22 protein-coding genes and 1 pseudogene are annotated in these 26833 nt (G+C 64.6%); 7 read left to right on the top strand and 16 right to left on the bottom strand.

Translation table 11 applies throughout. The features are described from left to right. From ACSFB7_RS21225 to ACSFB7_RS21195, 7 genes and pseudogenes are all read left to right on the top strand, one after another. Positions 1 to 936 (top strand): annotated as a pseudogene (locus tag ACSFB7_RS21225) (hypothetical protein); the annotation flags it as partial. Positions 937 to 1022: 86 nt separating this feature from the next. Continuing rightward, entirely contained in the window at positions 1023 to 1526 is a 504-nt protein-coding gene (gene pal, locus ACSFB7_RS21220) for a peptidoglycan-associated lipoprotein Pal (RefSeq protein ID WP_435473656.1), read from the top strand. A 105-nt stretch (positions 1527 to 1631) separates the two neighbouring features. Beyond that, entirely contained in the window at positions 1632 to 4721 is a 3090-nt protein-coding gene (locus tag ACSFB7_RS21215) for a glutamate ligase domain-containing protein (RefSeq protein WP_435473654.1), read from the top strand. Continuing rightward, positions 4718 to 5020, top strand: a complete 303-nt coding sequence (locus ACSFB7_RS21210) for a hypothetical protein (RefSeq protein ID WP_435473652.1) — start codon at positions 4718 to 4720, stop codon at positions 5018 to 5020. Before ACSFB7_RS21215 ends, ACSFB7_RS21210 begins: the two co-directional genes overlap by 4 nt. A gap of 91 nt (positions 5021 to 5111) precedes the next feature. After that, a complete protein-coding gene (locus ACSFB7_RS21205) occupies positions 5112 to 6935 on the top strand; it encodes a peptidase domain-containing ABC transporter (protein WP_435473650.1) in 1824 nt (607 codons plus the stop codon). A 29-nt stretch (positions 6936 to 6964) separates the two neighbouring features. Beyond that, positions 6965 to 8281 carry an HlyD family type I secretion periplasmic adaptor subunit gene (locus ACSFB7_RS21200; RefSeq protein WP_435473648.1) on the top strand — a complete coding sequence of 439 codons (1317 nt, stop codon included), beginning with the start codon at positions 6965 to 6967 and terminating at the stop codon, positions 8279 to 8281. Then, the gene (locus tag ACSFB7_RS21195) at positions 8278 to 9846 is read left to right on the top strand and encodes a TolC family protein (protein ID WP_435473646.1); all 1569 of its coding nucleotides are present in this window, start codon (positions 8278 to 8280) and stop codon (positions 9844 to 9846) included. Before ACSFB7_RS21200 ends, ACSFB7_RS21195 begins: the two co-directional genes overlap by 4 nt. Positions 9847 to 10004: 158 nt before the next feature. On the opposite strand, the gene ACSFB7_RS21190 is transcribed toward ACSFB7_RS21195, so the two are convergent. The 16 genes from ACSFB7_RS21190 to ACSFB7_RS21115 all read right to left on the bottom strand — a co-directional run bounded on the left by ACSFB7_RS21190 (position 10005) and on the right by ACSFB7_RS21115 (position 26749). Further along, complete coding sequence (locus ACSFB7_RS21190) at positions 10005 to 11426, bottom strand: sigma 54-interacting transcriptional regulator (protein ID WP_435473644.1); 1422 nt, start codon at positions 11424 to 11426, stop codon at positions 10005 to 10007. A gap of 32 nt (positions 11427 to 11458) precedes the next feature. Then, positions 11459 to 13651 (bottom strand): TadG family pilus assembly protein, encoded by a 2193-nt coding sequence (locus ACSFB7_RS21185; RefSeq protein ID WP_435473640.1) that lies wholly within the window; start codon positions 13649 to 13651, stop codon positions 11459 to 11461. 18 nt (positions 13652 to 13669) lie between these two features. Beyond that, positions 13670 to 14164 (bottom strand): TadE/TadG family type IV pilus assembly protein, encoded by a 495-nt coding sequence (locus tag ACSFB7_RS21180; protein ID WP_435473638.1) that lies wholly within the window; start codon positions 14162 to 14164, stop codon positions 13670 to 13672. Then, complete coding sequence (locus ACSFB7_RS21175; protein ID WP_435473636.1) at positions 14161 to 14643, bottom strand: TadE/TadG family type IV pilus assembly protein; 483 nt, start codon at positions 14641 to 14643, stop codon at positions 14161 to 14163. Before ACSFB7_RS21175 ends, ACSFB7_RS21180 begins: the two co-directional genes overlap by 4 nt. Before the next feature lie 42 nt (positions 14644 to 14685). Next, positions 14686 to 15090 carry a DUF3613 domain-containing protein gene (locus tag ACSFB7_RS21170; RefSeq protein WP_435473634.1) on the bottom strand — a complete coding sequence of 135 codons (405 nt, stop codon included), beginning with the start codon at positions 15088 to 15090 and terminating at the stop codon, positions 14686 to 14688. Then, on the bottom strand, positions 15087 to 15941 hold the full coding sequence (locus tag ACSFB7_RS21165; protein ID WP_435473632.1) for a tetratricopeptide repeat protein: 855 nt from the start codon (positions 15939 to 15941) through the stop codon (positions 15087 to 15089). The genes ACSFB7_RS21170 and ACSFB7_RS21165 overlap by 4 nt, the downstream gene beginning before the upstream one ends. Further along, positions 15938 to 16894, bottom strand: a complete 957-nt coding sequence (locus tag ACSFB7_RS21160; protein ID WP_435473630.1) for a type II secretion system F family protein — start codon at positions 16892 to 16894, stop codon at positions 15938 to 15940. Before ACSFB7_RS21160 ends, ACSFB7_RS21165 begins: the two co-directional genes overlap by 4 nt. Further along, positions 16891 to 17886, bottom strand: coding sequence for a type II secretion system F family protein (locus ACSFB7_RS21155; RefSeq protein ID WP_435473628.1), 996 nt, complete (start codon positions 17884 to 17886; stop codon positions 16891 to 16893). Before ACSFB7_RS21155 ends, ACSFB7_RS21160 begins: the two co-directional genes overlap by 4 nt. Continuing rightward, on the bottom strand, positions 17879 to 19192 hold the full coding sequence (locus ACSFB7_RS21150) for a TadA family conjugal transfer-associated ATPase (protein ID WP_435473626.1): 1314 nt from the start codon (positions 19190 to 19192) through the stop codon (positions 17879 to 17881). The genes ACSFB7_RS21155 and ACSFB7_RS21150 overlap by 8 nt, the downstream gene beginning before the upstream one ends. A 4-nt stretch (positions 19193 to 19196) precedes the next feature. Beyond that, a complete protein-coding gene (locus ACSFB7_RS21145; RefSeq protein WP_435473625.1) occupies positions 19197 to 20480 on the bottom strand; it encodes a CpaE/TadZ family protein in 1284 nt (427 codons plus the stop codon). Between the two features lie 37 nt (positions 20481 to 20517). After that, a complete protein-coding gene (locus ACSFB7_RS21140; RefSeq protein WP_435474123.1) occupies positions 20518 to 21807 on the bottom strand; it encodes a type II and III secretion system protein family protein in 1290 nt (429 codons plus the stop codon). 135 nt (positions 21808 to 21942) lie between these two features. Then, positions 21943 to 22953, bottom strand: a complete 1011-nt coding sequence (gene cpaB, locus ACSFB7_RS21135; protein ID WP_435473623.1) for a Flp pilus assembly protein CpaB — start codon at positions 22951 to 22953, stop codon at positions 21943 to 21945. A 77-nt stretch (positions 22954 to 23030) separates the two neighbouring features. Further along, positions 23031 to 23528 (bottom strand): A24 family peptidase, encoded by a 498-nt coding sequence (locus ACSFB7_RS21130; RefSeq protein ID WP_435473621.1) that lies wholly within the window; start codon positions 23526 to 23528, stop codon positions 23031 to 23033. Between the two features lie 10 nt (positions 23529 to 23538). After that, positions 23539 to 23724 carry a Flp family type IVb pilin gene (locus ACSFB7_RS21125; RefSeq protein ID WP_435473619.1) on the bottom strand — a complete coding sequence of 62 codons (186 nt, stop codon included), beginning with the start codon at positions 23722 to 23724 and terminating at the stop codon, positions 23539 to 23541. A 413-nt stretch (positions 23725 to 24137) separates the two neighbouring features. Further along, positions 24138 to 25685 carry a L,D-transpeptidase family protein gene (locus ACSFB7_RS21120; protein ID WP_435473618.1) on the bottom strand — a complete coding sequence of 516 codons (1548 nt, stop codon included), beginning with the start codon at positions 25683 to 25685 and terminating at the stop codon, positions 24138 to 24140. Next, positions 25652 to 26749 (bottom strand): YybH family protein, encoded by a 1098-nt coding sequence (locus tag ACSFB7_RS21115; protein WP_435473616.1) that lies wholly within the window; start codon positions 26747 to 26749, stop codon positions 25652 to 25654. Before ACSFB7_RS21115 ends, ACSFB7_RS21120 begins: the two co-directional genes overlap by 34 nt. Between the last annotated feature and the right edge of the window lie 84 nt (positions 26750 to 26833).

The following is a 26833-nucleotide window of genomic DNA, read 5'->3' as shown; positions in this document are numbered from 1 at the left end:
GTGCTCGGTGAGCATGGCCTGGTCGGTGGCCTGCTCGGCGGCGACGGTGGCTTGTTGGGCGGTGTGCTCGGTGGCGGTGCCACCGGCGGCATCCTCGACGGCGTGCTCGGCGACCACGGTCTGGTCGGTGGCTTGCTCGGCAGCGACGGCCTCGTGGGCGGCCTGCTCGGCGGCGTGACCGGTGGCACCACCGGCGGCATCCTCGACGGCGTGCTCGGCGAACACGGTCTGGTCGGTGGCCTGCTCGGCAGCGACGGCCTCGTGGGCGGCCTGCTTGGCGGTGTGACCGGTGGCACCACCGGCGGCATCCTCGACGGCGTGCTCGGCGATCACGGCTTGGTCGGTGGCTTGCTCGGCAGCGACGGCCTCGTGGGCGGCCTGCTCGGCGGCGTGACTGGTGGCACTACCGGCGGCCTGCTCGACGGCGTGCTCGGTGACCACGGCCTGGTCGGCGGCTTGCTCGGCAGCGACGGTCTCGTGGGCGGCCTGCTCGGCGGCGTGACCGGTGGCACCACCGGTGGCCTGCTCGGCGGCGTGCTCGGCGATCACGGCCTGGTCGGCGGCCTGCTCGGCAACGACGGCCTGGTGGGTGGCTTGCTCGGCGGCCTGCTGGGAGGCAGCGGCCCGGCCGCCAACATCCTGCAGCCGGTGACGGACGTGGCAAGCCATGTGACCAGCGCAGTGGCCCCGGTGGTCTCCACCGTGACCAGCGCGGCATCGAGCGCCACGGCGCCCGTGACCGACATCCTGGCTGGCGCAGGCCACGCAGTGGCACCGGTGACCGACGCGGTCAGCAGTGTGGTGAACGGTGTCGAACATGCAGTCACCCCGCTGGTGACCGATGTCCTGACCCCGATCACCAGCCTGGTCGAGCACTCGCCCGCCGGCAACGTTCTGTCTCCCGTGACGAACATCCTGCACGGCCTGCTGGGTTGAACAAGAACATTGGAAGGAGAGGGGTGAGGGAGCTGCGGCAGCACCAGGGACAGGCCACCACCGGCCTGTCCCTCGAAAGGATTGATATGAAAAAGAATTTCCAGATACTCGCCCTCGTTGCGCTCAGCGCGAGCCTCGCGGCTTGCGTCCCTCCCAGGACCGGCCGCGACGACGCGACCTACTACTACTCGAACAAGGGCGCGAGCGCGGTGGCGAAGGTAGAACCCGCACCGCCGCCGCCGGTGCAGAACGGCCCGGCCGGCGTGCCGAAGATCGTTTACTTCGACTTCGACAAATACAACATCCGGCCCGGCGACCGCAACATCGTCGAGGCGCACGCGAGCTTCATGCGCAACCGGCCGTCGAGCCGGGTCGTGATCGAAGGCAACACCGACCAGCGCGGCGGCCGCGAATACAACCTGGCGCTGGGCCAGCGCCGCGCAGAGGCCGTGCAACGTTCGCTCACGCAACTGGGCGTGCCGGCCGAGCGTGTCGAAGCCATCAGCTGGGGCACCGAAAAACCCGCATCGCTTGAAACCACAGAGGAGGGCTATCAGCTCAATCGCCGCGCCGAGTTCAGCTACCGCTGAAGCCGGACCCAGCGATGACCTTGACGGCAGTTTCCGGTCAGCGTTCACGTCAAAGCGAGAGCAGATGACGGACGCGGCCGGTTTCCCGCATTCGATCGGGGCCGAATGATGTCCTTCCCAGACCAACTCCACGCCTGCCACGAACGCCTCGTGTCGGTGTGCGCGGCGTTGCCTGCCCCTTATCCGGCCTTCACGCTGTTCTTCTCGGTCAGCGACGGTTCCCAGCGTGCGCATGTCGTGCACGCACGGGCCGCCGATTTCGAGACGGCATGGCGCGAGGGCTCCGAGATCGTCGAGCGCTGGGTGCGCGAGCGCGGCATCGTCTCGCCGTGGCTGCGCATCGACTGGGTCGAGGGCGCGAGCCCGATGGACTGGGTGCAGTTCAAGACCCAGCTCACGGCCGTCAAGCGCAACTACTTTCGCCTCGGCCTGGCCTTCGACCAGGACTTCGCGATCGCCTTCACCGAGCAGGAACTCAACGCCAACGCGATGCTGTGCGGCGACTCGACCATTGCGCATTCGGTGGTGAACCAGCGCAACTTCGAGGTCTATGCGCAGGCCCGCTTCGAGCGCACGCCGCCGCTGGACATGCCGACCGACCAGCCGGTCTACCTGCTGGCGATGGTGGGCATGTTCTGCCAGCCCGACGGCGTGGTGCACAAGCTCGTCGGCACGGGGCTCGACGCGGGCCGGCGGCAGATGCCGGCGCTGAATCCGCAGTCGGTGCTGGACCTGGTGCGCAGCGGCTCGTCGTACCTCGCGCGCCAGGTGCAGGCCGATGGGCTCTTTGTCTACGGCTACTTCCCGTGCTTCGATCGCCGCATCCCGACCTACGACGCGATGCGCCATGCGAGCGCGGTGTACGCGATGCTCGAAGCCTGGGAGCTGACGCGCGACGAGACCCTGCGCGCGGCCATCGACCGCTCGCTCGACCATCTCACCACCTGGCTGATCCGCGACTACACGCTGGCGGACGGGGCCGAGGTCGCGTTCCTTGTGGACACCGGCGGAGAGATCAAGCTCGGCGGCAACGCGGCCTGCGTGCTCGCGCTGGTGAAGTACTGCGAGCTGATGGACACGCGCCGCTGGCTGCCGCTGCTGGAAAAACTCGCGCTGGGCATCGTGTCGCTGCAGGACCCGGCCACCGGCCGCTTCAACCATGTGCTGCATGCCACCGACCTCACGCTCAAGCAGGCCTCGCGCATCATCTACTACGACGGCGAAGCGGCCTACGGCCTCATGCGCCTGTATGGCCTGACGCGCGATCCGCAATGGCTGGCCGTGGTCGAGAAGGCTTTCGATCACTTCATCGCAAGCCAGCACTGGCAGGCGCATGACCACTGGTTGAGCTGCTGCGTCAACGAACTCACGTACTGGAGCCCGCAAGAAAAATACTTCCGCTTCGGGCTGCAGAACGTCGCGGGTTATCTCGACTTCGTGCTCGACCGCAAGACCACCTTTCCGACGCTGCTCGAGCTCATGCTGGCGGCGCAGCAGATGCTGCAGCGGCTCGAAGGCATGCCCGCGATGCGGCACCTGCTCGACGAGCTGGACACCGAGAAGTTCTATCGCGCGCTCGACTACCGCGCGCACTACCTGCTCAACGGTTTCTTCTGGCCGGAGATGGCGATGTACTTCCGACGGCCCTCGACCGTCGTCGGCTCGTTCTTCATCCGGCACCACTCGTTCCGCGTGCGCATCGACGACGTCGAGCAGTACGTGTCGGGCTTTGCCGCCTACCACCGCTACCTGCTGGAGCGCCGCGCGTTGTCCGCCGCCGGTGGTGGTTCGGGCGGTGCAACGCCGAGGGACGACGGCCCCGCGTGGACCGCGAGCGAGATGGCGCGCGTGACCGGCGGCGAATGGGTCGTCAAGCCCGAGGACGGCTGGCGCGCCAGCGGCGTGACGCAGCGCTCCTTCATGCGCAAGGGCCGCGTCGTGTTCGATCACCAGACGCGCCCGTCGAAGACACCGCTCGCGGCCGTCACGCTCAAGGGCGTGCTGCAGCCGGCCGCCGCCGTGCTGTGCACCGACCCCAAGCCGCACCTGGACAAGCGCGTGCCCGTGCTCAAGGTGCAGAACGTGCTGCAGGCCGTGCTGGAGCTGGGCGACCATGCGCGCGCCGAATTCACCGGCCGCGTGTGCGGCGTGCTCGGCAGCGGCGCCGGCAGCAGCACCGTGGCCGCGATGATGGCCGGCGCACTGACCGTATGGGGCGAGGTCGGCCAGCCCGAAGGCAACATCAGCCTGCCCTCGGGTATCGCATGGAACATGACCTGCATGCCGCGCCACGCGGCCTACTGGGTGATGGAGATGGGCAGCTCGCACATGCCCGCCTCGGCGCAGCTCGTGCGGCCTTCGCTGGTCGTGGTGACGGGGCTGTCGGCCGCGTCGCAGAAACACCGTGGCCCTTCGGAAGCCGCCGCGCGGCTCGACAGCCGCATCTTCCAGGGCATGGCGCCCGGCGACAACGTGGTGCTGAACCGCGACATGCCCGAGTTCGCGACCTTCGCCGAAGCCGCGATGGCGCATCAACTCCAGATCGTGACCTGCGGCGAGCACAAGGACGCCGACGTGCGCCTGCTGGCCTTCGACCACGGCGAGGTGCAGGCACTGGTGGCCGGCGAGCCCTTCCAGTTGCGGCTGAATGCGCCGGGGCGCCACATGGGCGCAAGCGCCATTGCCGCACTCGCTGCGCTGCAGGCGTTGCGCCTGCCGCTGGCCGCCGCGGTCGAACCCTTCGCGCACTTCGAGCCGCCGGGCGGACGCGGTGCGCTGCACACCATTCACATCGGCGGCGGAAGCTTCAAGCTGATCGATGAAACCTATGACGCCAACCCCAGCTCGATGCGGGCGGCGCTCGAATTGCTGTCACAGGCCCCCTGCGAACCCGCGCGGCGCGTCGCCATTCTTGGCGATATGCAGGAACTAGGGCCCGCCGCCCAGCGGCACCACCTCGACCTCGAGGCGGAGCTGCTGGCCTCTCAACCGGACCGCGTGCTGTTGTGCGGTCCGCTGATGCGCGCCCTGCATGCGCGCATTCGAACCAAAGTTCGCTCGCATTGGTTCGTCGATGTGTCGGACCTTTCCACCGCCCTCGGCGGCCTGCTGCAACCAGGCGACTGGGTGCTGGCGAAGAGTTCGGCGGGTGTCGGTTTGTCCCGACTGGCCCGGGTTCTGAAAGCACTGCCATGAACATGAGATGGAACGCCCTTTTGCACCTGCCCTTCGAACACGAGGCGCAACGGCAACCGCAGCAGCGCCGATGGTGGCTGGGCTGGCTTCAGTTGTTCTGCGCGTGGGTGCTGTGCATGCTGCTGTGCGCCAACATCGCGTTGGTGCTCGCACAGGGTTTGCCCCATGAGGCGAAAGAAATGACAGTGGGAAAACCGGTCGGCTGCATGGTCAGGGGAGCGACCACGCCATCCGATTCGGGTGCTTCGATCCATGGTGCGCAAGCTGATCCGATGAAGAGGCGAACGCTTCCGTGCTGAGCCGCACGGAGACTGAATTTTTGCCTTGTAACAGCCGGGTAACAGTTGATAATGACGCAGGCGTCATTGCACGACGGATCGGCTTTTTCCCATGATCAAGTTTCTCTTGCCCAGTCAGTTGGTTGCCGAAACGCCAGACGAGCCTGGTGCCAGTCCCTATGCGGGCGCATTGCATGAATCGTTCCGCGAGGCCTATCCATTGGTCAAGGGCGCGGCGTGGCGCTCGCTGCCCATCAGCCTGTTCGGGCTGCTGCCTTCCATCTTCCTGCTGCAGGTGTATGACCGCGTGCTGTCGCGCAGCGGCACCTCGACGCTCGCCGCGCTGGTGAGCGGCATCTTCTTCTTCCTGTGCATCGAGTTCTGGTTGCGCACGCGGCGCTCGCGCCTCTTGCGCAATGCGGGCGCGATCATCGACCACGGCGTGTCGGGCGCCTTGCTCAACTCGATGCTGGCGCGTCCGCTGCGCGCGCTCGAAGCGCGGCCCGCGTCGTCATGGCAGCTGTACTTTCGCGACGTGGCCTCGGTGCGCGGCACCGTCACCGGCGGGCTCGCGCAATCGGTCTTCGACTTGCCGATGGCGGTCTTCGCGCTCGTGGTCATCGGCATCGTTGCCTTGCCGGTGTTGCCGGTGGTGGCCCTGTTCCTCGCGATCATGTCTTTCCTTGCATGGTGGTGGGCCGATGAAGTGCGCGCCGGCCGCGTGGAGGAAGTGCAGCGCGGCCGCGGCCTGGACCGCGTCACCTCCGAGATCTGCCATGCGCGCGAGACGCTGAAGACGCAGTCGAACGACGGCCCCACCATCGAGATGTGGCGCCAGACTTACAACGCCTGGCTCACCGAGAGCTTCACCAAGAACGGCCAGATCGAAACCGCGCGCGACGGCACCACGGTGCTGCTCACGGTGTTCTCGGTCATCGTCGTCACCGTCGGTGCGATCTCGGTGATGGAGCAATGGATGACGGTGGGCGGCCTCGTCGCCTCGAACATGCTGGCGCTGAAGGCGCTGCAGCCGGTGGCCGGCCTGGTGTCGAACTGGCGCTCGCTGGCCACGGCGAAGGAAGCCGCCAAGCGGCTCGAAACCGTGCTGCGCGAGCCGGTCGAAAAGCCTTCCACCGGCATGACGCTGCCGCAGCCGCTGGGCCGCGTCACGCTCAAGGACGTGAGCTTCAGCTTCACCGAGTCCGCGCAAAAGCCGGTGCTGGAAAACGTCGACCTCGACATCGGCCCCGGCGGCCTGCATGTGATCGTCGGGCGCAACGGCGCCGGCAAGTCCACGCTGGTCAAGCTCATCTCGGGCCTGTACACGCCCTCGCGCGGCACCGTCAATATCGGCGAATACGACCTCTCGCAATTCGGCCGCGAAGAGCTGTCGCGCTGGATCAGCTACCTCTCGCAAGAGGTCTACTGGTTCGGCGGCGCGCTGATCGACGTGATGCGGCGCGGCGCCCCGGGCCAGAGCGACGAACAGATCGTCGCGGCCTGCAGGCTCTCGGGCGCGCACGACTTCATCTCGCGCCTGCCCGACGGTTATCGCACCGTGGTCGGCGAAGGCGGCACCGGCTTCTCGGTGGGCGAGCGGCGCAAGCTGGGGCTGGCCATGAGCTTCCTGCGCAAGCCCTCGGTGCTGGTGCTCGACGAGCCCAGCAACGACCTCGATTTTCAGAGCGAGCGCAACCTGCTCGCCACCATGCTCGCGGTCGCCAAGGTGCGCACCGTGGTGGTGGTCACGCATTCGCTGCGCATCGTCTCGGCGGCCAGCGTGGTCTATCACGTGACCGGGCAGGGCAACGTCGAGCAGGGCACCGCCGCGGTGATGGTGCCGAAGCTGTTCGGCGTCAGGACGCCGCTGGTGGCCGTCGGTGATGCGGACAACAACAGCGGTGCGGGGGCCGAGGCTTCCCGCTCCATGGCTTGATTCATGACGAGTGATTGGGGACCGCGATTTTGAAATCTGATCTGCCGCAGGTATTGCAGGACGAGAACGACAGGCGCGCGGCGCAGACCTCGCCGCAGGGGCGACGGCGACAGTGGATCATCGGCGGGGCCGTCGCGGTGCTGGCACTGGTCGGCCTGGGCTTTCCGATGGAAACCGTGGTCGTGGCACCCGGCCGCGTGATCCCTTCCGACCGCGTGAAATCCATCCAGCATCTGGAAGGCGGCATCGTCAGCGCCGTGCTGGTGAAGGAGGGCGACAAGGTCAAGCAGGGCCAGTCGCTGGTCGATATCGATCTGGGCGGCAGCGGCCTCAACCTGGAAGAACTCACGGCCCGCTATGCGGCCACGCTGGCCACGCGCGTACGGCTCATGGCCGAGAGCCGCGGCCAGCCGCTTCGGCGCGACTCCTTCGCCGCCGACATCGATGAAAGCGTGTTCGCGGGCGAGACCGGCGCCTACCAGGCGCGCGCGCTCGAACAGCGCGGCGTGATGGCCGGCGCCGTGTCGGGCCTGGAGCAAGCACGCAGCAAGAAGCTGGAGCAGCAGGCCAAGGTCAAGGGCCTGAACGACCGGCTGGAGCTGATGCAGAAAGAACTCGAGATCTCCGAGCAATTGCTCAGCGAGAAACTGGTCGGGCAGGTCGAGGTGCTCGAGAAGCGCCGACAGTCCGAAGGCGTGCGCAGCGAACTCGCGGTGGCACGCCAGGGCGTGATCTCCGCCGACGCCGCCATCACCGAGGCGCAGGCCAAGATGGCCCAGGCCGAAGGCAGCTTTCGCCGCCGCGCATCGGACGAGTTGGCCACCGTCGAGCGCCAGTTCGCAAGCCTGAGCGAAGACCTCGCACGCGCCCGCACGCAGCGCTCGCGCACCGTGGTGAAGGCGCCGTCGGACGGCATCGTCAAGGGCCTGCGCAACTCCAGCCCCGGCTGGGTCGTGAAGCCCGGCGAAGCCATCATGGAAATCGTGCCCGACGAAGACGAGATCATGGTCGAGGCGCGGCTCAACCCCAATGACCGCGGCTTCATCGAAGTGGGACAGGTCGCGCGCGTGAAGATCACCGCCTACGACTACCTGCGCTACGGCGCCGTCGACGGCAAGGTCAAGCTGGTGGCCGCCGATGCCGACCGCGACCCGGCCGTCTCCAACGGCGCGCCTTACTACCGGCTGCTGATCAGCATGTCGCAGTCGCACGTGGGGCGCGACGAGAACCGCATCACCGCCGGCATGGAGTCCGAAGTGGACCTGCGTGTCGGCACCGACCCGTTCATCTGGTACATGCTGCGACCTGTGCTCAAGCTGCGGCGCGAAGCCTTCCGCGAACCATGATGGACAGAACTTCGGCCAACCGGCGCCGCATGGGCCCCGGTGTTGTCTGCGCAGCGCTGTGCGTGAGCTTCACGCTGTCACCCGTCGCCTTCGCGCAGGAGCAGCAAGGGCAGCAGGAAGCCGCGCCCGACCTCATGCTCGCGCGCCGTTTGTCCACACCGTCGATCGGCGCCGCGAGCTATTCGCAACAGGTCAAGCAGGCGCTGATCGCGCTGTCGCAGGAATACCCCGAAGTGCAGACGGCCCAGGCCGCAGCCAACACCAGCAGCTACGGCGTGGATGCGGCCAAGCAGGCGCGCTATCCGCGCCTGAACTTCAGTACATCGTCCGGCAGCTACAACAGCGGCGTGGCCAAGGCCAAGACGCAGAACTACACGGTGCTCAGCGCCCAGGTGCGCATGAGCCTGCTCGACGGCGGCGCGATGAGCGCCGCGCAACGCGCCGCCGAGGCGGGCAACATGGCCGACGATGAAGCCGTGGTCACCACTTCGCAAAAGGTGGTGCTCGATGCGCTCACCGCCTATTTGCAGGTGCAGCGCTTCGACCTGAAAAAGCAGATTGCGCACCGGGCCACCGAAGTGGTGGCCGAGCTGTCCAAAGCCGAAGCCCGCCGCGTTGCGCTCGGCGTGACCGGCGACAACGACCTCAACATGGCCGCATCGCGGCGCGCCCTGGTGGCCGCGCGCGAATCGGACTTCGAGGCCCAGCGCGACGAGGCGCTGGCCAAGTTCCGCAACTACTACAAGTTCTCGCCCAATCCCGATTCGCTGCCGGTGCTTGCCGCGCCGGTGCAATGGCGCATCACCTCGCAGGACGAGGCACTGCGCCGCGCCGAGTCGCGCAGCACCGAGATCGCCGAGGCCCAGGGCCGCATCGACCGCGCCAGGGCACTGGCCGATCAGCAGGATGCGAGCCTGTATCCGACGATCGATGCCGTCGTCGTCAAGACCAAGGACCCGAACGACGTGACGCAGAACCCGACGCGCGCGGGCCTGGAACTCAACTGGAACTTCGGCAACGGCTTCGACAGGCAGTTGCGCCTGAAGTCCGCCCTTGCGGAAATCGCCAACCAGGAAGCCAAGCTCGAAGGCGTCAGGCTCAACCTGTTCGAGCTGACATCCGCGTCATGGGCCCGCACCGTCTCCGGACGCGAGCGCGAACGGCAACTGATGGAAGCCGTCAGCACCTCCGGCCAGGCCTTCCGCGGCCGCCGCCGCCTGATGGAGTTTGGCCGCGAGACCTTGCCCAAAGTGCTCGATGCGCAGCTCGACTACTACACGCTTCTGTTCGACTACATCGACGGCGTGTTCGACCTGCGCATCTCCGAACTGCGCCTGGCGCGCACCACCGGCGAACTGCGCATCGACCCCACCGCCACCAACACCTGGATCGACCACCTCTTCGGCGCCCCCGGCCGCCCCGTGCTCACCGAAGACGGCCTGTTGGGCGCGCTGTGCATCTCGAGCAATACGGCCTGCGCGAGCGAGCCGGTCGTGGAACGCACAGCAAGCGCAGCCATCGGCAACCCCCCGCTACGCAAAGCCCCCCGCCTGACAAATCCCTGAAAAAAGAAGGGGCGAGCGAAGCAAAGCCCCGAGCGTTCGGGAAACACCGAGGAACCGGCTTCGCCGGGCCTCAGGTGTTGCCCCCGGTAGGGGGAAGGAGAAGCGACACGAAGTGCGCGTAGCCTGGGGGCGAGCCCAAGAGTCGCCTGGGGGCGAGCCTATGCTTCTTCGGGGATGCCAGGCTCGCCGTCGAGGATCTGGTACTTGCGCATCTTTTCCCACAGCACCTTGCGGCTGATGCCCAGGTGCTGCGCGGTGTCCTGGCGCTTCCAGTCGTTGATCTCCAGCGCCGCGATGATGCGGTTGCGCTCGCCGCTGTTCCAGCCCTTGCGATCGCCATTGCTGTCCAGCGCCACACCCGCGCCGCCCACGCCATTGCGATCGGCCGAGATGGCTGGCGCCGGCGTGCCGCGCGTGAGCGCGATCGCGCGCTGGATCAGGTTCTGGTCCCAGCCATGCAACTGCCGCGCGATCACGCCCACCCGCTCCGCGAGATTGCGCAACTGCCGCACGTTGCCGGGGAAGTACGTTTCAGCCACCGCATCGCTCAGCCAGTGCGGCGTTTCACCGAGCGCTTCCAACTCGTCGCCCAGCACGTTGCTCAGCAGCGCCTTGAAGATCGCGATCTTGTCGACCTCGCCGCGCTCTTCGAGGCTGGGCACATGCAGCTCGATCACCGCGAGCCGATAGAACAGGTCGGCGCGAAACTCGCCGCTTGCCACCATCTCGCGCAGGTTGCGATTGGTCGCCGCCACCAGCCGGAAGTCGACCCGCACAGGCGAAGTCGCACCCAGCCGCGTGACCGTGTTGTCTTCGAGCACCCGCAGCAGCTTCACTTGCTGGTAGCGCGGCAGGTCGCCGATTTCGTCGAGGAACAACGTGCCCCCCGTGGCCTGCTCGAAATAGCCGCGATGCGCATGCACCGCGCCCGTGAACGAACCCTTGGTGTGGCCGAAGAACAGCGACTCGAAAAGGCCGTCGGGAATCGCACCGCAGTTCACCGCGACGAAGGCGCCCTTGTTGTACGCCTGATGCCCCAGGTGCAACTGCTGCGCGATGCGCTCCTTGCCCACGCCGGTCTCGCCGCGCACCAGCACCGGATGGTCGCAGTCGGCAAAGGCACCCACTTCCGCAAGCAGCGCCTTCATTGCGTCGGAATGCGCCACCAGCACGTCGGGCGCCTGCGGCGCCACATCGCGCGCGCGCAGTTGCCGCACCAGCTTTGCGACCATCGTGCGCAACTCGGCGCAGGTGAAGTCGTAGGGCAGAACGTGCAGGTACTCGGGCGGATAGGTGCGCGAATCGCGCTCGCGCGAACCCGCGGCCACCCAGATCACCGGCATGCCTTGCAGCAATTCGGTGGCATGCGCGAGGCCGCCGCTGTCGATGACGGTGACGCTGATGATCGCGACGCAGGGGCGCACCGCGGCAGCGCGGTCCTGCTGCGGAGGCGGCAGGCCATCGGCCCGGATCACTTCCACGTCGAAGCTCGCCATGCACCGCGCAATGCGGTCGAGGATGTCGGCTTTGCCTTCCCAGACAAAGAGGTCGAGTTCGTCGAAGTTGGCGGGAGAGGACATTGAAACTGGAAAACGGAGATCGGAGGAGGACGTCAATACACCAACTGTGCGCGGCCACATTGAAGCGCGTTCAGCGTTACGTCGGTGCGACCCAGTTCGAGCCCAAGGACGCTACTCAAGATTGTGGAAAGCAGAGAGCCGACACCGTCGAGAATGGGTTTCAGAATGGCAATGACCGGGCTGAGCAGCGCTTGCAGAAGTCCCGCGTTGCCACCACTGCCAGAGGGTGTGCTGCCCGGCAGCTGACTGGCGGCCCCGTTGACAACGCCGGCGGGTGCGGAGTTCAGTGCGTCAACCACTTTGCTCTTGACGCAGACGTTCCAGGCCAAAAGCTGCTGGAGCAGGCCGGCACAAGACTGGCCGAGGCCGAGCAGCCCCAGGAGACCGCCAGAAGGCGTGGTCTGGAGTGTCAGGACATCCCACACCGACATTGTTTTTTCCACGGGGAAAAGTCCGAGCAAGGGGTCTTGGACCGTCACAGTGCGATTCCAGTCGCCGAGGCTTGGAGACGTCGGGCTGCCGTTTTTGAGAAGAGCAACCACCTTGTTCGCGTCATAGAAGCCACTCGGGTTTTTGGTTGCGTTGAGATATGAATCCGCCAAGGCATTGGCCCGGTCAGTAGAGGATGGGCCAGAAGATGGGCTCAGGAGTTGACCCAATGTATTGAGCAACGCATTGACAAGATTGGAAACGAGCGAGCCAATGGCGAGCTGGTTGGCGCGGCTGGACTTCGTTTCCCCCACGGCAAGCGTCAAGGAGTCCGTTTGCGTCAACGCATCCAGGTTGAGCGTGGCGGCGGCCGGCACGGGAAGATTGAGAAGCTGGATCAGTCGCTCCGGTTGCAGAACACCTGGATCGGTGCACAGATTTTTGGTCGAAAAGCGGACGGTAGGATCGTCTACCTTGCCGACACAGGCCTTCAAAACATAAGAGGTCACATCGATGGTTGCAGCCGGAGGCGTGGCAAGACAATCTAGCTTGGAGATCTGCCCCAGACCGCTCACAGCATCAACGTAGATCGGCAGATGGACCCTGGTCCCGAGCAGCCCACTGATCAACGGGCTCAGGATGCCGCCAAGAAGATTGTTCGAGTCGACATCGATGTATATGCGAACTTGGGCGTTGTACGCCCTTGTGCCGACTCCGCCGATGCCGATTGAAGGCGGCTCCACGACACCAGCCTGGACGTCGACAAGACCCAGAAGATTCAAGCCAGGAATGACCACGCCGCGTTTGCTCGATGTCGCGATGCCGATTGTGGTGCGCAAGATACTTCCCAAATCGATCTGCGTTTGCAAGGCCGCGGCGTTGGTACTGTCGGGGGCCTTCACTGTCAGGAGGCCGTTGCCGCCGGTATCGGGGACCAGCACATTCAACGAGACCTTGTCGAGACCGACGTTGACCAGTTCTGTCTGAAGCGCCTTCAGTGAAGCGGTCAACACGGCATCACCTGAAACGGCGTTCAAAGCAACGGCCAGAATTTGCCCCACCGAGACGTTGGGAATCTTCGCGAGTCCGGCCGGCGTCAACACACCAGCCTCGAGTGCAACGTCGAGCCCCAATGCTTTCAGGAGGCCGGTGGGTGTGATCTTTGCATTGGCGAGTCCCGCAGAGTCCAGGACAGTCAGTTTCGTGATGTCCACACCAACAGCCTGGAGTACTTTCCCCAGCGGCGAATTTCCATTGGTACGAAGCAATTGGGCACCAACGGAAAATGCAGCGGTGGCTTCGCTCTTCGTTGCGAGCGATTGAACGACGACGGCGCGGGCGTCGTTGCCTGGGATTGAAGGGAACAGCAGGCTGGGCCTGCCCTGGATCGTTACCTTGATCGCGTTGTTCACTTCGGTGCCGCTTGCGGCGCTGAAGTACTGCGGCGGCTGGCGCGTTGCCGGGTCCCAGCGGCCGCAGACCGCGGTGAAATCGTACTGCTCCGGCTTCAGGAACGGCAGGTTCTTGGCAGCGTTCGTCGCGGCAACTCCCTTCGCGACATCGCAGTTGTCCGCTTTGAGGATTTGAGTGCCCGCCAGTGCAGCGAGGTCAGACGCCTTCTGCAGCTCCCGCTTCATATAGAAAAGGTAGCCAAGTTCGGAGCCGATCAGGATCACGACGACGAGCGCCAATGCAATAGTGGCATTGATGACGACCGAGCCGCGCAGCGTCGATCGGCCAGGTGGCGGAGGTCTGCCGCGTGCCGTGCGATGCATCGCATGGAGGGTTGAGTTCATGTCGATCAGTGCTCCTGTCTAGGACGGAATCGCGACTGTCGCGCGGCTGAGAAGGTTGTCTGGCATCCAACGGCTCGTGTCGAGCACGGGCAGCGTTGGCAACAGGCGATTGGCGCTGTAGCGGTATGTCACCGTCACGATCGCTGTCGTGTTCGGTCCACCACCGCTGGCACCTGTCAGTTCGGTTTTCACTGTCGCGTTGTCGGCGACCCAGCTCCGCCTGCTTCCGGGCGAGGCATTGGCCGAGACGGGTGCGATCAGTGCAGCCGCCAGCGAGTCGCGTACCGTGGCTTCGATCCGGGGGTCGTCGGTTGCGAGCGGTGGCGACAGAATCATGGGGACGGCGCGTGCACCGTCTTCTGCGGCGCGCGAGATGACCTGCTGCGTGTAGAGCACGGCACCAAATGTCGCGATGCCGTAGATCACGAAGAAAAGCGCCATGAAGACGAATGCGAATTCGATGGCCGCGATCCCTCGTTGGCGGCTTGCGGTAGGGCGTTGTGCGCGCGTCATGGCAGTCCTCCATCAAGGAGCATGCTGGCCTGTCCCACCAGCGTGTCGGGCACGACGAAGAGCGGCAAGGGCGGCAGTAGCTCGGCAATGCCGGTGGCCTTGACGGTCACGACCACCTGGCAACGCTGTTCCCAGCTTGAGGTGCAGTTCACTGTGCCGGAGCAGTCGGTCTCGCCGGAGGGAAGCACCTGGCAGCGTTGAGCGAGGATGTTCGGTCCGCCCGGCAGCGTGATGGGGACCTGCGCAAGGGCGACGCGTTCTGCTTCTTTTTTGCGATCCGCCCAACTCGTCTGGTAGCGCAGGGCCGCGCGCGCACCGTCCTCGGCGGCGTTTTGCAAACTGAACCTCAGCGTGAACAGGATGCCGTAGCAGATCAGCGCATACAGCATCGTGAACAGAAAGATGAAGACGATGGAGAACTCGATCGCATAGACCCCCCGCTGGCCGCGGGCAGAGGGGCGGAGGATGAGGCGCTTCATGTGAGTGCAGAGGTATGTTGTGGCCCGAGCTGCCCCTGCCTGCTACTTGCCACTGCCCGACTGTGTCTTCACAGACGAGTTCAGATGCTCCGGAATCGGATATTCGAAGCTCTTCAGGTAGCGCTCGTAGCTGCGGTAGGCAACAGCGCCTGGAATGGGGCGCGGCGTAGGCGATGCGATGACGCCGGAGCGTTGCCATGCCAGCAAATCTTGCGTGGCGTCGCCGACTTGCAGGGGGCCGGGGTCGGCTTCGAATTCGTCGTTCGACGCCATAGGTACTGGTGGCGTCTGCGCTTCGATGGCCTTGGGAGTCTCTGATGCAGAGGCGCGATCAGTCACTTTGGCCGCAGATTCCTGCGCCATGGTGGCAGGCGAGAACATCATGAAAGCGAGAACAAGGCCGATGGCCTGAAGTGTCGTTCCGAGATGGAGTGGGGATTGCTTCATGGGGTACCTCTGGGGGACTGGCCGGACGAAAACAGATTGCTGGAGCGCGAGGCCTTGAGTGCCAGCGGCGCCGAGCCATCGCCGACGAGCAAAGCGTCGGAGGCCGGTGCGGGTTGCAGCGGCGTTGACGCGACAAGCTGCCGGGCTGCGTTCTGGATGGCCACGCGGGTGGCGGCCGGGATCTTGTTGGCGTTCATCAGTGCGGTGGCCTCTTCGTGCTGCTGAGTCATCTCGAGGTACATCGCCAGATTGGCTTGCGCCTGCGGGTTGTCGGGCTTGAGCTGCAGCGCTTGCATCAGGGGCAGCCGTGCATCGGCAACGAGTCCAGCACGCAGGCTTGCATACCCGAGGTCATTCAGCAGCAGCGCGTCGGTCGGGTTTCGCTGCTGTGCCTGCTTCAGCATGCGCACGGCCTCCGCATAGTCACCGCGTGCGCCGGCCAGAAGACCAAGGCCGCGATAGCCAGATGCTTCGAGCGGCGTGCCGAGAAGCCGTCGATAGGCGGCCTCGCTTTGTGCTGGTTGATCGGCATGACGCAGGGCTTCAGCGCGTGCGCGTGTCGATTCGGGTGATACACCCCAACGCTGTTCGAGTGCGTCGATGTGCGCGAGCGAGGCAAACCAAAGGCCTTCCTGCTGCATCTGCTCGACCAACCTTAGATAGGTCGGCTGCGTGTCGATGTTGGCGCTGGCCTTCGTGTTCACGTTCTCCTCTGCCGCCTGGCGCTGTTGCGCTTCGGTGGCGGCCGGATAAGCGTCTTTCATGTTGGCGCAGCCGCCCACCGCGAGCGCCATCATGAGGGCGACACTGCCGAGCAGGAGGTTTCCTGTTTGGAAAGGATGTTCGATCATTTGGCAAGAGCTCCCAAAGAACGGAAGACGGCGAGAAATCCGGGGCCGGCAGTGACGATGACCAACGCCGGCAACAACGTAACCACCATCACTCCGGTCATCTTCACGGTGATCTTTCCGATGCGCTCTTTCATTTCCGCGCGGCGGTGTTCACGCAACCGGTCGCTGAACTGACGCAAGGGCTCTTGCACGGCGCCGCCGTGGCGATCGACCTGCACAAGCAGCGCCACCAGACCAGCAAGGTTTTCGTTGTCGTGCAGCGTTGCCAGTCGGAGCAACGAGTGCTCGCGCGTGCGGCCTTGGCTGTATTGCCGGTTGGCGATCGTCAGCTCAAACCCCAGCACGCGCAACACGTGTGAGAAGTCTGTGGCCATGATCTGCAGGCTTTGGTCCAGGCTCAAGCCCACGCCCTGCAGCAGGCGAAGAAGGTCGATGAACAGAGGCAACTCACGCCCGACGCGTTCGCGTCGGTTCGCCGCCCGTTGCGCGAGCAGCCACTTGGGTGCCATGAATCCAATGACGAATGCTGCTGCCAGGACGGAGACAAGCTGCCGTTGAGGTTGTCCGCTGGCCCAGACAAAGTAGACGAGCAGGGGCAATAGCACCGCCATCGCAATGCGCAGCACCAGAAAAATAAGCTGCGCACGCAACGACGGGAAACCGCATTGATCGATCAACTTGCGGTCTTCGTCGGCAACCAGCATTCGGCCGACACGAGTGTCTAACCAATGAAAGGGAAGTTCGACTTCTGCGTGTGACGCCGCGTTGAGCGCAGGCTCCGCAGCGACGGGTGCGGTGGGCGTTTCCACGCTGCGCCGAATAGCGCGACCCAGGACCTCGCCTCGTCGTGCGCGGCGCAGTTCGGCGCCGATGAGCAAACCAGCAGCAATGAGCAGGCCGAGGGCCAGCAATATCAGGCTGACGGTGGCGAGTTGGGTGGGCATGAGCGTCATGCGAATCTCGCCAGTCGATAAAGCATGATGGCGCCCGTGATCTGCAGCGCGACAGCGCCGAACACCATGTATTGACCAGAGCTGTCGTGCCACATCCGCAGAAAGTAGGCAGGATTCAGGGTGATGATGACGGCGCCCACGCACACCGGTAGCAAGCCCAAGATCCATGCGGAGAGGCGGGTTTCGGCTGACAGTGCCGTCAATTCATGCTCGGCCTGTTCACGGTCGCGCATGAAATTTCCAACGCGTTCAAGCAGCAAGTCCGCGCGACCGCCATACCGCACGCCGAGGCCAAGAATGGATGCCAGCAGGAACATTTCTTCTACGCGTACCCGTGAAGCCATCTGATGCAGTGCCCGGTCCAGATCAACGCCGGCTCGCACCAGCCCACCGGCACGATCCAGGTAGCCGCGCAATGGCGCGCGTGACGAGGCGATGGCCAGTTGGAAAGATGCCTGGGTGGAGTTGCCGATCGTGATCAGGCGCACCATGGCGTCGATGAAAGCGGGAAGCTGGCTGACGAGCTGCCGGCGAAACTTTTGCAGGCGTAGCCACAGTGCAAATGCGGCAGCCAGCAACAGGAGTAGCAGTGAAGCGATCGCAGCAGGCCAGCCGCCGAACGATGCTGCGATGGCAGTGAGCACCACGATTGCAACAATGCCCAAAGCCAGGATCGGAGCACCGACCACGCCTTCAAGCCAGGACGGTATCAATTGTTCCAGACGGCCCTTGCGCGGTGCCGCAGCAGATTCGGCGGCGGCGGCTTCGCTCCATGGGTCGGCCAACGGTGTACCCGAGGCCCCTGAAGCCGGGATATCGCGCAATGGCGGGAGTACCGGCGTTTCGGGAGTGAAGCTCGCATGAATCTGCTGTTGCAAGTGTCGGCCGGTGGCTTGCCTTGTCTGACGCGTCGTTGCCCATTGCCACAGCAGCAGGCCTGCCGCCGCGAGCAGCAGCGCGATGCAGGCCACAACGAGCAGACCTTCACGCACGGCGGTCTCCTGGTCCCCGCGCCAGCGTCTGGCGAAAGCGAGTGATCTTCGGGGAGTGAGGCGCAATGCCCAGGGATACCCAGCGATCGCGCTCCTCGCCGTCAGGCGCGACAATCGGTTCGTAGCGATACAGTTCCTGCATTGCAACCACGTTGTCGTTCACGCCGGTGACCTCACTGAGCGAGAGGATGCGGCGCTGCCCTCCCGACAGCCGGCCGATCTGCACGATGAAGTCGATGGCATTCGCGATCTGTCGGCGCAGACTGGTTTCGCTGCCTTGATAGCCCGCAAAGCCGGCCAGCATTTCAAGTCGGTAGAGGCATTCGCGCGGCGAGCTTGCATGGATGGTCCCCATCGAGCCTTCATGGCCGGTGTTCATCGCCTGCATCATCTCGATCACCTCGGCGCCGCGGACCTCCCCTACGACGATGCGGTCAGGCCGCATGCGCAGGCTGTTGCGAAGCAGGTCGCGGATCGAGACCACGCCCGTGCCGTCGAAGCCGCCCGGGCGGCTTTCGAGCCGTACGACGTGGGTATGGCCGAGCGAGAGCTCCGCTGTGTCTTCGATGGTGATGACGCGCTCAGCGTGCGGAATGAAACTGGCCAGCGCATTGAGAAGGGATGTCTTTCCCGAACTGGTGCCACCGCTCACGAGGATGTTGCAGCGTGCGCGTACCGCGATCTCGAGCAGTTGAGCCATGCCCGCGTCGAAGGTGCCCAGCTTCACCAGGTCCGCAGGCGTGAGGGGTTCCTTGCGGAACTTCCGGATCGACACCGACAGGCCGTCGATGGCCAGCGGCTCGATGATGACGTTGATTCGGCCTCCGTCGGGCAGGCGCGCGTCGACCATCGGGTTGGCTTCGTCGAGTCGGCGCCCGAGGGGAGCGAGGATGCGTCGCACGATGCGCATGACGTGCTCGGTGTCCGCGAAGCGCAGCGTCTCGCGCTCCAGAATGCCGTTGCGCGATACGTACACGTTCGTGTGGCCGTTGATCAGAATGTCTTCGACAGCCGGGTCATTGAGAAGATCTTCCAACGGCCCGAAGCCGGCAAGTTCCTTGGTTAGTGCGTCGGAGATGAGCTGCATCTCGCGGTCGTTGATTGGAACGCGGCGCAGGCGCACGAAGCTGTCGACCTCGAGTTCGACGAACTGCTGAATCGATGCGCGCGACCAACGGCCGAACTCCGCACCGAGCTCTTCAATGCGACTCAATAGATGATCGTGCGTCCAGCTCTTGATGTCCTGGAACTGCTGCGAGTTGATGAACGCTTGGTCGTCGTCGGCAAATTCGATATCGGTGGACATGGGCTCAACCTTCACTTGAACTCTTCCAGAGCCCGGAGATTTGCGACTTCAGCGCAAACCAGCGGGGATCTTTGGCCGGCGGTTGGCCCGCGGGGGAGGTGGACTTCTGAGACAGGCTGCGGGCCAGTCCCGTCACTGCTTGCGAATAGGGGTCGTTGCGCGCGGTGCGAACCAGCATCTCGCCTCGACTGGCGGCCGACAGCAAAGGGGCACTTCGCGCAGGCAGCACATGGTGAAGCGGAAGCTCCAGGCGCTCGGCGATGTCCTTGGCCGACAGGCCCACATGGCTGTCGAACTTGTTGACCACCAGTGCGAGGCGCTCTGTTTCTATGCCGCGTGCGCGCAGTTCCTTGAGCAAGGTGGCTGTGGACACGATGGCACCGATGCTCTGGTCGCACACGACCCAGTTGTGCTGTGCTTCGCGTACGGTCTGCGCCACGAAATCGACTGTCGAGAAACCGCCGAGATCGGCAATCTGAAAGTCAAAAAAATCGGACAGGCGCTTGATCAGTGCCACCGAATCGGCGTGCGAAATTTCGCGAACCTGTGCGAGGCTGGAGGGCAGCGGAAGAACCGCGACACCGCTCGTGTGGTGGGCGACGGCAGTGTGCAGCAGTGTCTGGTCGAGCCTGCGCAGGTTGCGGACCCCGTCGACAAAGCTGAAACCGCTTTGCGTGTCGAGGTAGAGCAGGCCATCGCGCGCCGGCAGGCCCAGATCAAGCAACGCAACACCATGGCGGGAGGCACGACCAGGAGGGCGGGCGGGCGTCTGCGTCGATTGGTCGTGGAGCGTCAGCGCCAGGCTCGTGGCCAGCGTGGTGACACCGAGTCCCGCGCGAGCGCCAAGCAGTGTCAGGGTGCAGCCGCGCGTGCTGCTCTGCATGCCGCTGCGCCGTTCGAGAAGGGTGCGCAGCGTGCTCACTGCATCTGTCGGCGCCGCGGCGATGTCGATGAAGTCGTCGACGCCAGCGCGCAGGGCTGCGAGCATGGCGGCGGGCTCGGCCGAGACGCCGGTGGCCAGCACTGGCAAGGCGGGCCAATCGCGCTTGAGGCGTTGGTGCAACTGACTTGCCGCAGGGCCCTGTTCCGGTGAGAAATCGATGAACACCGCCACAGGTCCAAGCAAAGCGATGCGCTCGTCGATCGACTGAGTGTCCGGCGCAAGCACCACCACGGACCCGAGGCGCCCGAGCGCGTCGGTCAACCAGGTAATGTGACCGTTGTTGCTCGATGCGAACAGGTAGGTCTCTGTGCCTGTTTCCGGGATGCTGTCACGTGGAGCGTTCATGGTGCCGGCCAGCGGTAAGGTTCTCGCGCTGGTTGCATCAGCGAGAGAAACCTGGAACCTGCGTGTTGCTCGCCCCGCCCAAGAAAATCGAGCGCCACACGGCACCGTCTCGCTGTTCGGCGCTGCCGGGAAGATACGGCGTCAGGTCGGTGTCGCGCGCGATCGGTTTGACAAGGTGCGGCGTGACCACAATGACCAACTCTTTCTCATTCATTTGGTATTTGTTCTGCTTGAAGAACGTTCCGAGTATTGGCAGATCGCCAAGCAGAGGGACCTTGTCGGCGTTGGATGTTGTCGTGCGGCTCACGAGCCCCCCGATGACAAAACTCTCGCCGTCGCCCAGTTCAACGGTCGTGTCGGCGCGGCGCGTGGTGATGGCGGGCACTGCGACGCCGTTGATGCTCAGCGAGTTGGTGTAGTCGAGGTCACTCGCCTCGGGCGCGATCTTGAGAACGATGCGTTCGTTCGACAGTACGGTGGGCGTCAGCGTCAATCCGATGCCGAATGGCTTGTAATCGATGGCCGTGGAGCCCAGCCCCTGAGGCACTGGCACCGGCAGTTCACCGCCCGAAAGAAAGCTCGCGCTCTGCCCGGACATGGCCACTAGAGTGGGTTCCGCGAGGACGCGGGCCATGCCGTTGCCTTCCAGAAATCCCATGTTCAGGCCAACGCCTGCCTTGCGGAAGTTCAGCAGCAGGCTGAAGGCCTGCGCCAGCGGATTGTTGGCCTCGTTAAGGATTGAGCCGTCGCTGTTGAAGGTTGCTTTGGTAAGCGTTGCCGGCGTGAATACGCCAAAGCTGAAACCGTTGGAATTGGCTCTCGTGCTGAAGATGTTCACGCCTGCCTGCTTGAGCACGCTTCTGTTGAACTCCACCACTTTCACCGCGACTTGCACAGTGTGGCTGCGCACGTTTACCGAGCCCAGATCGCTGACCGGTGTTTTGTCCGGCTGGACCGCGAGTGCTGCGTCGCGCATCTGCTGATACGCGGGCAGGCTGTCCGTCGAGCCCGCGACGGTAGCGGAGCGGCGCTGCACGTCGAGTGTGTACGTCGTTGCTGCGGGCTGTCCTTTTTCCCAGACCATCAGAGTGGTGCGGCCTGGCAGTTTGCCCGTGATGATGAGACGCGCCGCAGCCGAGGCCGATGTTTTCCTTGTGACGGTCACGCCCGCCACGGTCTCGTCGGCGAGGGCAATGCGATCGACCCCCTTGTCAATGAGCAATTCGCGTTGGGTACCGGCCGTCACGGTGAACGGCACTTGGGATTGCGCCCCCGGAGCGGATGATGCGACGGGCCAAGTGGCAGGTGCCATCAGGCCTAACGCCATCACGGCATGGCGCAGCGCAAGCGGGCGCAGGGGTGCGGGGCGTCGGGCAACAGGGGGCGTCGTCGCACAGGGCAGGTCCGGCATGGATGTTCTTTCTTGGACGGGGGCGGTCATGTCTGGGGCGGCGTTGCTTGCTCAGTAGCGCAGTGTTTCGCTTCGTTCTCCACGAATCATTTCTACTTCCAGGCCGGGTCGTGCACCGGCTCCGGGCTGGCGTAACGATGAGGTGGGTGCTGCATAAGCGCGCGGCTCGGCGGGTCGGCGACCGGTCACGCCGCCAGTCACGAGGTCGGCTGTTGTGAGGCCAGCCTGGGCGCGATCAAGGCCTTCCAGTGGCCCCCGTGGTGACTCGCCGCGTTTTGGCGGCGGAGGTGGCAGTGCCACGGGCAATGCTGCCAGTAGCGAAGGGTCGGGCTGGTTCATGTCGAGCGGATTGCGTAGCGCGAGCAACAACCGTCCGGTGGACTCGCCCAGCGTCAACCGGTTGATGTCCTCGACTGGCACGGCCAGGACCGCAGTGCGCGCGGCGTCGTTGCGTTGCTGTTGTTGAGCCGCAGGATTGCCATTCCCGTCTGTCGTTCGAGATGGAAGTGCATCGATGGACGCGCTACCGAATGCCAAGACCCGCTTGCGTGAGAGCAGCAGGCGCGCCTGGCTCCGATCAACGTCCTTACCGTCGAACTTGAGCATGACGAACACATCGACAAAGTCGCCGGGTTGCACCTTGTTGCCAACGCCCATGACTTCGTCTGCTTTGACGGCGACGGCACGTTCGCCTTCTTCGACACGCATTGCCAGACCGGAGGCCAACTGTCCCTCCAGCAACGGTGTACCTGCACCCAGATCGAACACCGGGACGCGGCCGACGAGCGGCGCCGTGTCCCTGAAGGCGCCATCTGGATTGATGGGCAGTTGCTCCACGCGCAACGCTTCGGATGTGATCGCCTGGCCTGCAGCAACGGGCTTTGCCGTGACGACCACAGCATAGGTGGGCGCAGAAGGTGCCTTGGCTGATGGTGTTGTTGCAGGCGCCGCAGCTGCTGGCATCGGTTTGGCGGGCGCACGACTCAGTACCCATGCGTAACCGCCCAAGGCGATGGCCAGAAGCACCAGGATGGCTGCGATGATTTTGGTGAGATGGATCATGAGCGGTGGATGAAGAGGGCTGGGCAGGCACTTGGCAAGTTGGTGAAAGAAGGCCTACGGCGACAGTTGACGCGGCGTTAACTCTGTCGACCCCAAACCATCCAGACTGCAGCGGCCAGCGCAAGGTAGGCCGCATAAGGAATAGGGCGAGCCCGCTTCGACAGGCCTGAGGCAGTGGCATCGCGTGGCTTGCCCGACAGCAGCGTCGCGAGCCCGGGAAACAGTGCCCAGCGATGCAGAAGCAGCCAAGTCATGCCGTGAACGGCGGCCAGCAGACTTGCGATGGCCCAGATTGGAAGCAGAGGCTGCCAGCCAACCCAGAGACCTAGGGCGCCTGCGAATTTCACGTCCCCGGCGCCCATGAGACCGGTGGCGTAGAAGAGAAGCAGAAAGAAAAACCCCGATGCCATGCCAATCAAGGCGTCAGGCCATTTGGTTCCGAATGGTTGCGTGCTCATCGCGAGGGCGCCCAACGCGATCGACATACCCGCCAGCACGAGCCAGTTGGGAACGCGACGTTGTCGGGCGTCATAAATCGTGATCAGCAGCAGCCATAGCAGCCACAAATGAGGCATCAGGACCAGGTCAGACGATTGCGACGCGAGTCTTAATGGATTGGAAAATATCGTTCAGAATTTTTCCAAGGCCAGTGCCGGTGCCGGTGCCAAACACGGCAATAAGAATTGTCGCCATCAGACCCGCAATAATTCCATATTCAATTGCGGTGGCACCTTCTTCATCGCGAAGAAAACGAGTAATTGAACCGAGCATGATTTACCCCTTTAAGGAAGTGTTAACAAAGGCTTGCAAGGTGGATGTTATACAGCGTAACTCCGTGTATCAACAAGAGAAACCCGCAAGCCTTCCGCTCTGGGTGTGCTAGCCGAAAGGACTAAGCACGATGACTGCCAGCCGTCGACCGACCAGGCCAGGGAAGGGGTGGCCTGGCTCGTTAACATTTTGGAAACGTATTTTTCCCTCTGTGAACGCGATCTCACCTCCCATGAAGAGGGGATGGAACGTTACGGCGTCGGGAACGCTCGGGAGGGGGGTGTTACGGGAACAAACGCGTTACGCGTTACGTAGCACGGGGCCCCAAAGGGGCAGATGTAACACCGAAAATAGGCGTAACGCGTGAGCAAAAAGTCACGAGTTACGGGGGTGACCCCGTCGCCGACAGGGCCTCAGCCCAGGATTTCTTCGTGGAAGAGCTTCCACTCGCTGCCTTGGCGCAGCCAGTACTGGCGCCGGGTGCGCCCGCTCTTCTCGCCTTCGAACACTTCGCCGAAGGTGGCGACCATGGTGTCGTCGCCGTCGCGCCAGTGCAGGTACGACATGTCCTTGAACTGGACACGCTTGCCCTGGGCGTATTCGACCTCGTCGTGGAGGGCCGAAATTCCCTCGGTGGTCTTCTTGTTGCTGCGCTGGAAATCGGGCAAATAGAATTTCTTCAATTGCGCTTCATTTCCGCTGGCTCTTGCATCTTTCCAGGCCGTAATTGCGCTGGTAAATGATTGGGCTTCTTTTTCAGCCTGCGGCGGCGATATCCATTGCAGGCTGCGCGCCGTCACCACCGGGGTGGCGCCAATTTGCACTTTTCGCAAAAGCTGCTTCAGGTCGGGGTTGGCCATGACCACGCAACCGTCGCTCGCCAGCGGTGCCCGCGCGAACTGCTGGGGCGGGGTGCCGTGCAGCCAGATGCCGCCGCCGGTCTTGCCGCGCCGCAGGTCGTACGGGTTGGGGTAGTTGATGGGCAGGGCGCCGGCGCCGTAGAAGTCTTTTAGCGACTTGGGGTCGAGGCTGCTGGTGATGTAGTACACGCCCAGCGGGGTGCGGGCATCGCCCTCGGTGACCTTGTCGGTGCCGGACTTGCCGACCGAGATGTAGTAGTCGGCCGAGAGCTTCAGGCCCTTGTCGGAGTTCTCGAACAGGTACAGGCGCGAGCGCGACGCATCGATGGCAATGGCGTAGCGGCTGCGGGTCGAGAGTGTCAGGAACTGCGAAGGCACGGTGCCCGCGGGCGGGCGTTCGCGCAGGGCCTGCAGGCGGCGGCGCGATTCTTCGTGCAGGTCGGCCATGGCCGGATTGCCGCGCATCTTCGCGATGCTGGCGGTGTCGGGCAGCGCATTCGACGGCGGCACTTGCGCTGCGAGCAGGTCGCCGTAGACGAGCTGCGCAAGCTGGAAGTTCGGGTAGTCGCGCACGAGGTCGCGGGCCTTGGCCAGCGCGGGGCGCGCCTGTCCACGGCCGAACATCTCGTAGACCGCGATCAGGCGGGCTTCGGCGTTGCTGGCTTCCTGGATGGAGCCGGCGGGCGCGGATCGGCGGGCCGGCTTGGCCGAAGCAGTCCTGGCTTCCGCGGCTGCGGCCTTGCGGCTTTCAGCGGCAGAGGCTTTCTTGCCCTTGGCTTGCTGTTGTGTCTTGCCGCCCTTGGCTTCCCGGGCTTCCTTGGCGGATGCACGGGCGCCGCCAGCGCCATGCGCAGCCGAGCGGCTGCTGCCGCTCGCGGCCTTGGCCTTGCTGGAGGTGGAGTTGCTGTTGCTGCTCTTTGCGTTGGCCGGCTTGTGGGTCGACGCCAGCGCGGCACCGGGTGCCGCGAGCATCAGCGCCGATGCGGTCATCAGCGCTGCGAGCATGTGTCCGCTGCGCAGACGGAACGGGGGATTCTGAAGCCGGCCGTGCCGGACGATGTCTGCCACTAGCCGCCGACGCTTTCCTTGCGAATGTGCCATTGATTGCCGGAGCGCTGCATTTCCAGCGTTTTCCGGCTCGAGACGTTGAGGTTGTCGGCGCGATAGATCTGCCGGAACTTGGCGGTCGCGGACGCGCCGTCGACCTTGATGACGAGGTTTTCGAGGTTCACGCTGATGCTCGACTTGCCGACGATGCGGGCGCGGCGGTCCTCTTCCCAGCCCTTGCGGCTCTGGCCGCCGCCGGGGGTGAAGTCGGAGCCATAGGCGGCGAGGTAGCGGTCCATGTCCTGGCTGGCCCAGGCCGAAGCCCAGGCGCGCACGGCCGATTCGACCTCGGCGTTGGATGTGGATGCCGCGGCCGGTGCGGGCGCCGGGGCAGGTGCTGCCTCGGGAGCCTTGGCGGCAGGCGCGGCCACGGGTGCGGGTGCTGCGGCAACCTTCGCCGGTGCTGCAGGGGCAGGAGCCGGCGCGGCAACAGGCGCGGGTGCCGGTGCCTTGGCAACGGGTGCCGGCGCCGGCGATGCCGCCGCAAGCAGCGTCGGCTTGGCGCCCGGTGGAGTCGGCGTGAAAAGGGTGCGGATCACGGCCAGCTTGGGCTGCACGGCGGTGTTGTTCTGGTCGAGCTGCAAGGCCTTGCTGTAGGCCTGGCTGGCCAGCCGTGCATACACGTCGCCGAGGTTTTCCTGGGCGGTGGCGTAGCTGGGGTTGGTGCGGATCGCGCTTTCGAGCGCGCCGCGTGCCTTGTCGAACTGGTTCTGGCTGGCGTAGATCACGGCCAGGTTGTTGTAGGGCTCGGGCAGCTCGGGAGCGTCCTGCGTGAGCTGCGTGAAGGCTGCAATGGCCTCGGCACGCTTGCCGGTGTCGAGCTGGATCACGCCCTTGAGAAAGCGCATCTGCGGGTCGCGCGGCTTGTCCTTGAGGAAGGCGTCGGCCTTGGTCATGGCTTCGTCGAGCTTGCCGGCCTGCATGAGCTTGTCGACCTCTTCATGCTCGATGGCGGCCAGTGCGGGAAGCGCCACGCCACAGGCCGCAGCGGCCAGGAGAAGGGCACGCACGGTGGGGGAGAAGCTGAAACGACTGCGCGGCTGGCGGCTCTTGGGCATTGCGGACAAGACCTCGTGTGGGGGGTGGGTGATGCGGCAGGGATTGTAAGTGGGGCGGGTAACCCCCCGATACAGGGATGACGG

The organism is Variovorax raffinosi (assembly GCF_051216615.1).
Lineage (GTDB): Bacteria > Pseudomonadota > Gammaproteobacteria > Burkholderiales > Burkholderiaceae_C > Variovorax.
The sequence above is the reverse complement of the archived record's forward strand: the minus strand, read 5'-3'. Positions and strand labels throughout refer to the sequence as shown.

Bases quoted from the DNA above. Each gene is read 5' to 3' on its own strand.
- ACSFB7_RS21130 (WP_435473621.1), bottom strand. From the start codon at position 23,528: ATGCCTCATTTGTGGCTGCTATGGCTGCTGCTGATCACGATTTATGAC.
- ACSFB7_RS21215 (WP_435473654.1), top strand. From the start codon at position 1,632: ATGATGTCCTTCCCAGACCAACTCCACGCCTGCCACGAACGCCTCGTG.
- ACSFB7_RS21160 (WP_435473630.1), bottom strand. From the start codon at position 16,894: ATGACGCTCATGCCCACCCAACTCGCCACCGTCAGCCTGATATTGCTG.
- ACSFB7_RS21125 (WP_435473619.1), bottom strand. From the start codon at position 23,724: ATGCTCGGTTCAATTACTCGTTTTCTTCGCGATGAAGAAGGTGCCACC.
- ACSFB7_RS21190 (WP_435473644.1), bottom strand. From the start codon at position 11,426: ATGTCCTCTCCCGCCAACTTCGACGAACTCGACCTCTTTGTCTGGGAA.
- ACSFB7_RS21205 (WP_435473650.1), top strand. From the start codon at position 5,112: ATGATCAAGTTTCTCTTGCCCAGTCAGTTGGTTGCCGAAACGCCAGAC.
- ACSFB7_RS21170 (WP_435473634.1), bottom strand. From the start codon at position 15,090: ATGAAGCAATCCCCACTCCATCTCGGAACGACACTTCAGGCCATCGGC.
- ACSFB7_RS21115 (WP_435473616.1), bottom strand. From the start codon at position 26,749: ATGCCCAAGAGCCGCCAGCCGCGCAGTCGTTTCAGCTTCTCCCCCACC.
- ACSFB7_RS21120 (WP_435473618.1), bottom strand. From the start codon at position 25,685: ATGGCACATTCGCAAGGAAAGCGTCGGCGGCTAGTGGCAGACATCGTC.
- ACSFB7_RS21180 (WP_435473638.1), bottom strand. From the start codon at position 14,164: ATGACGCGCGCACAACGCCCTACCGCAAGCCGCCAACGAGGGATCGCG.
- ACSFB7_RS21165 (WP_435473632.1), bottom strand. From the start codon at position 15,941: ATGATCGAACATCCTTTCCAAACAGGAAACCTCCTGCTCGGCAGTGTC.
- ACSFB7_RS21145 (WP_435473625.1), bottom strand. From the start codon at position 20,480: ATGAACGCTCCACGTGACAGCATCCCGGAAACAGGCACAGAGACCTAC.
- pal (WP_435473656.1), top strand. From the start codon at position 1,023: ATGAAAAAGAATTTCCAGATACTCGCCCTCGTTGCGCTCAGCGCGAGC.
- cpaB (WP_435473623.1), bottom strand. From the start codon at position 22,953: ATGATCCATCTCACCAAAATCATCGCAGCCATCCTGGTGCTTCTGGCC.
- ACSFB7_RS21195 (WP_435473646.1), top strand. From the start codon at position 8,278: ATGATGGACAGAACTTCGGCCAACCGGCGCCGCATGGGCCCCGGTGTT.
- ACSFB7_RS21185 (WP_435473640.1), bottom strand. From the start codon at position 13,651: ATGAACTCAACCCTCCATGCGATGCATCGCACGGCACGCGGCAGACCT.
- ACSFB7_RS21210 (WP_435473652.1), top strand. From the start codon at position 4,718: ATGAACATGAGATGGAACGCCCTTTTGCACCTGCCCTTCGAACACGAG.
- ACSFB7_RS21140 (WP_435474123.1), bottom strand. From the start codon at position 21,807: ATGGCGTTAGGCCTGATGGCACCTGCCACTTGGCCCGTCGCATCATCC.
- ACSFB7_RS21175 (WP_435473636.1), bottom strand. From the start codon at position 14,643: ATGAAGCGCCTCATCCTCCGCCCCTCTGCCCGCGGCCAGCGGGGGGTC.
- ACSFB7_RS21150 (WP_435473626.1), bottom strand. From the start codon at position 19,192: ATGTCCACCGATATCGAATTTGCCGACGACGACCAAGCGTTCATCAAC.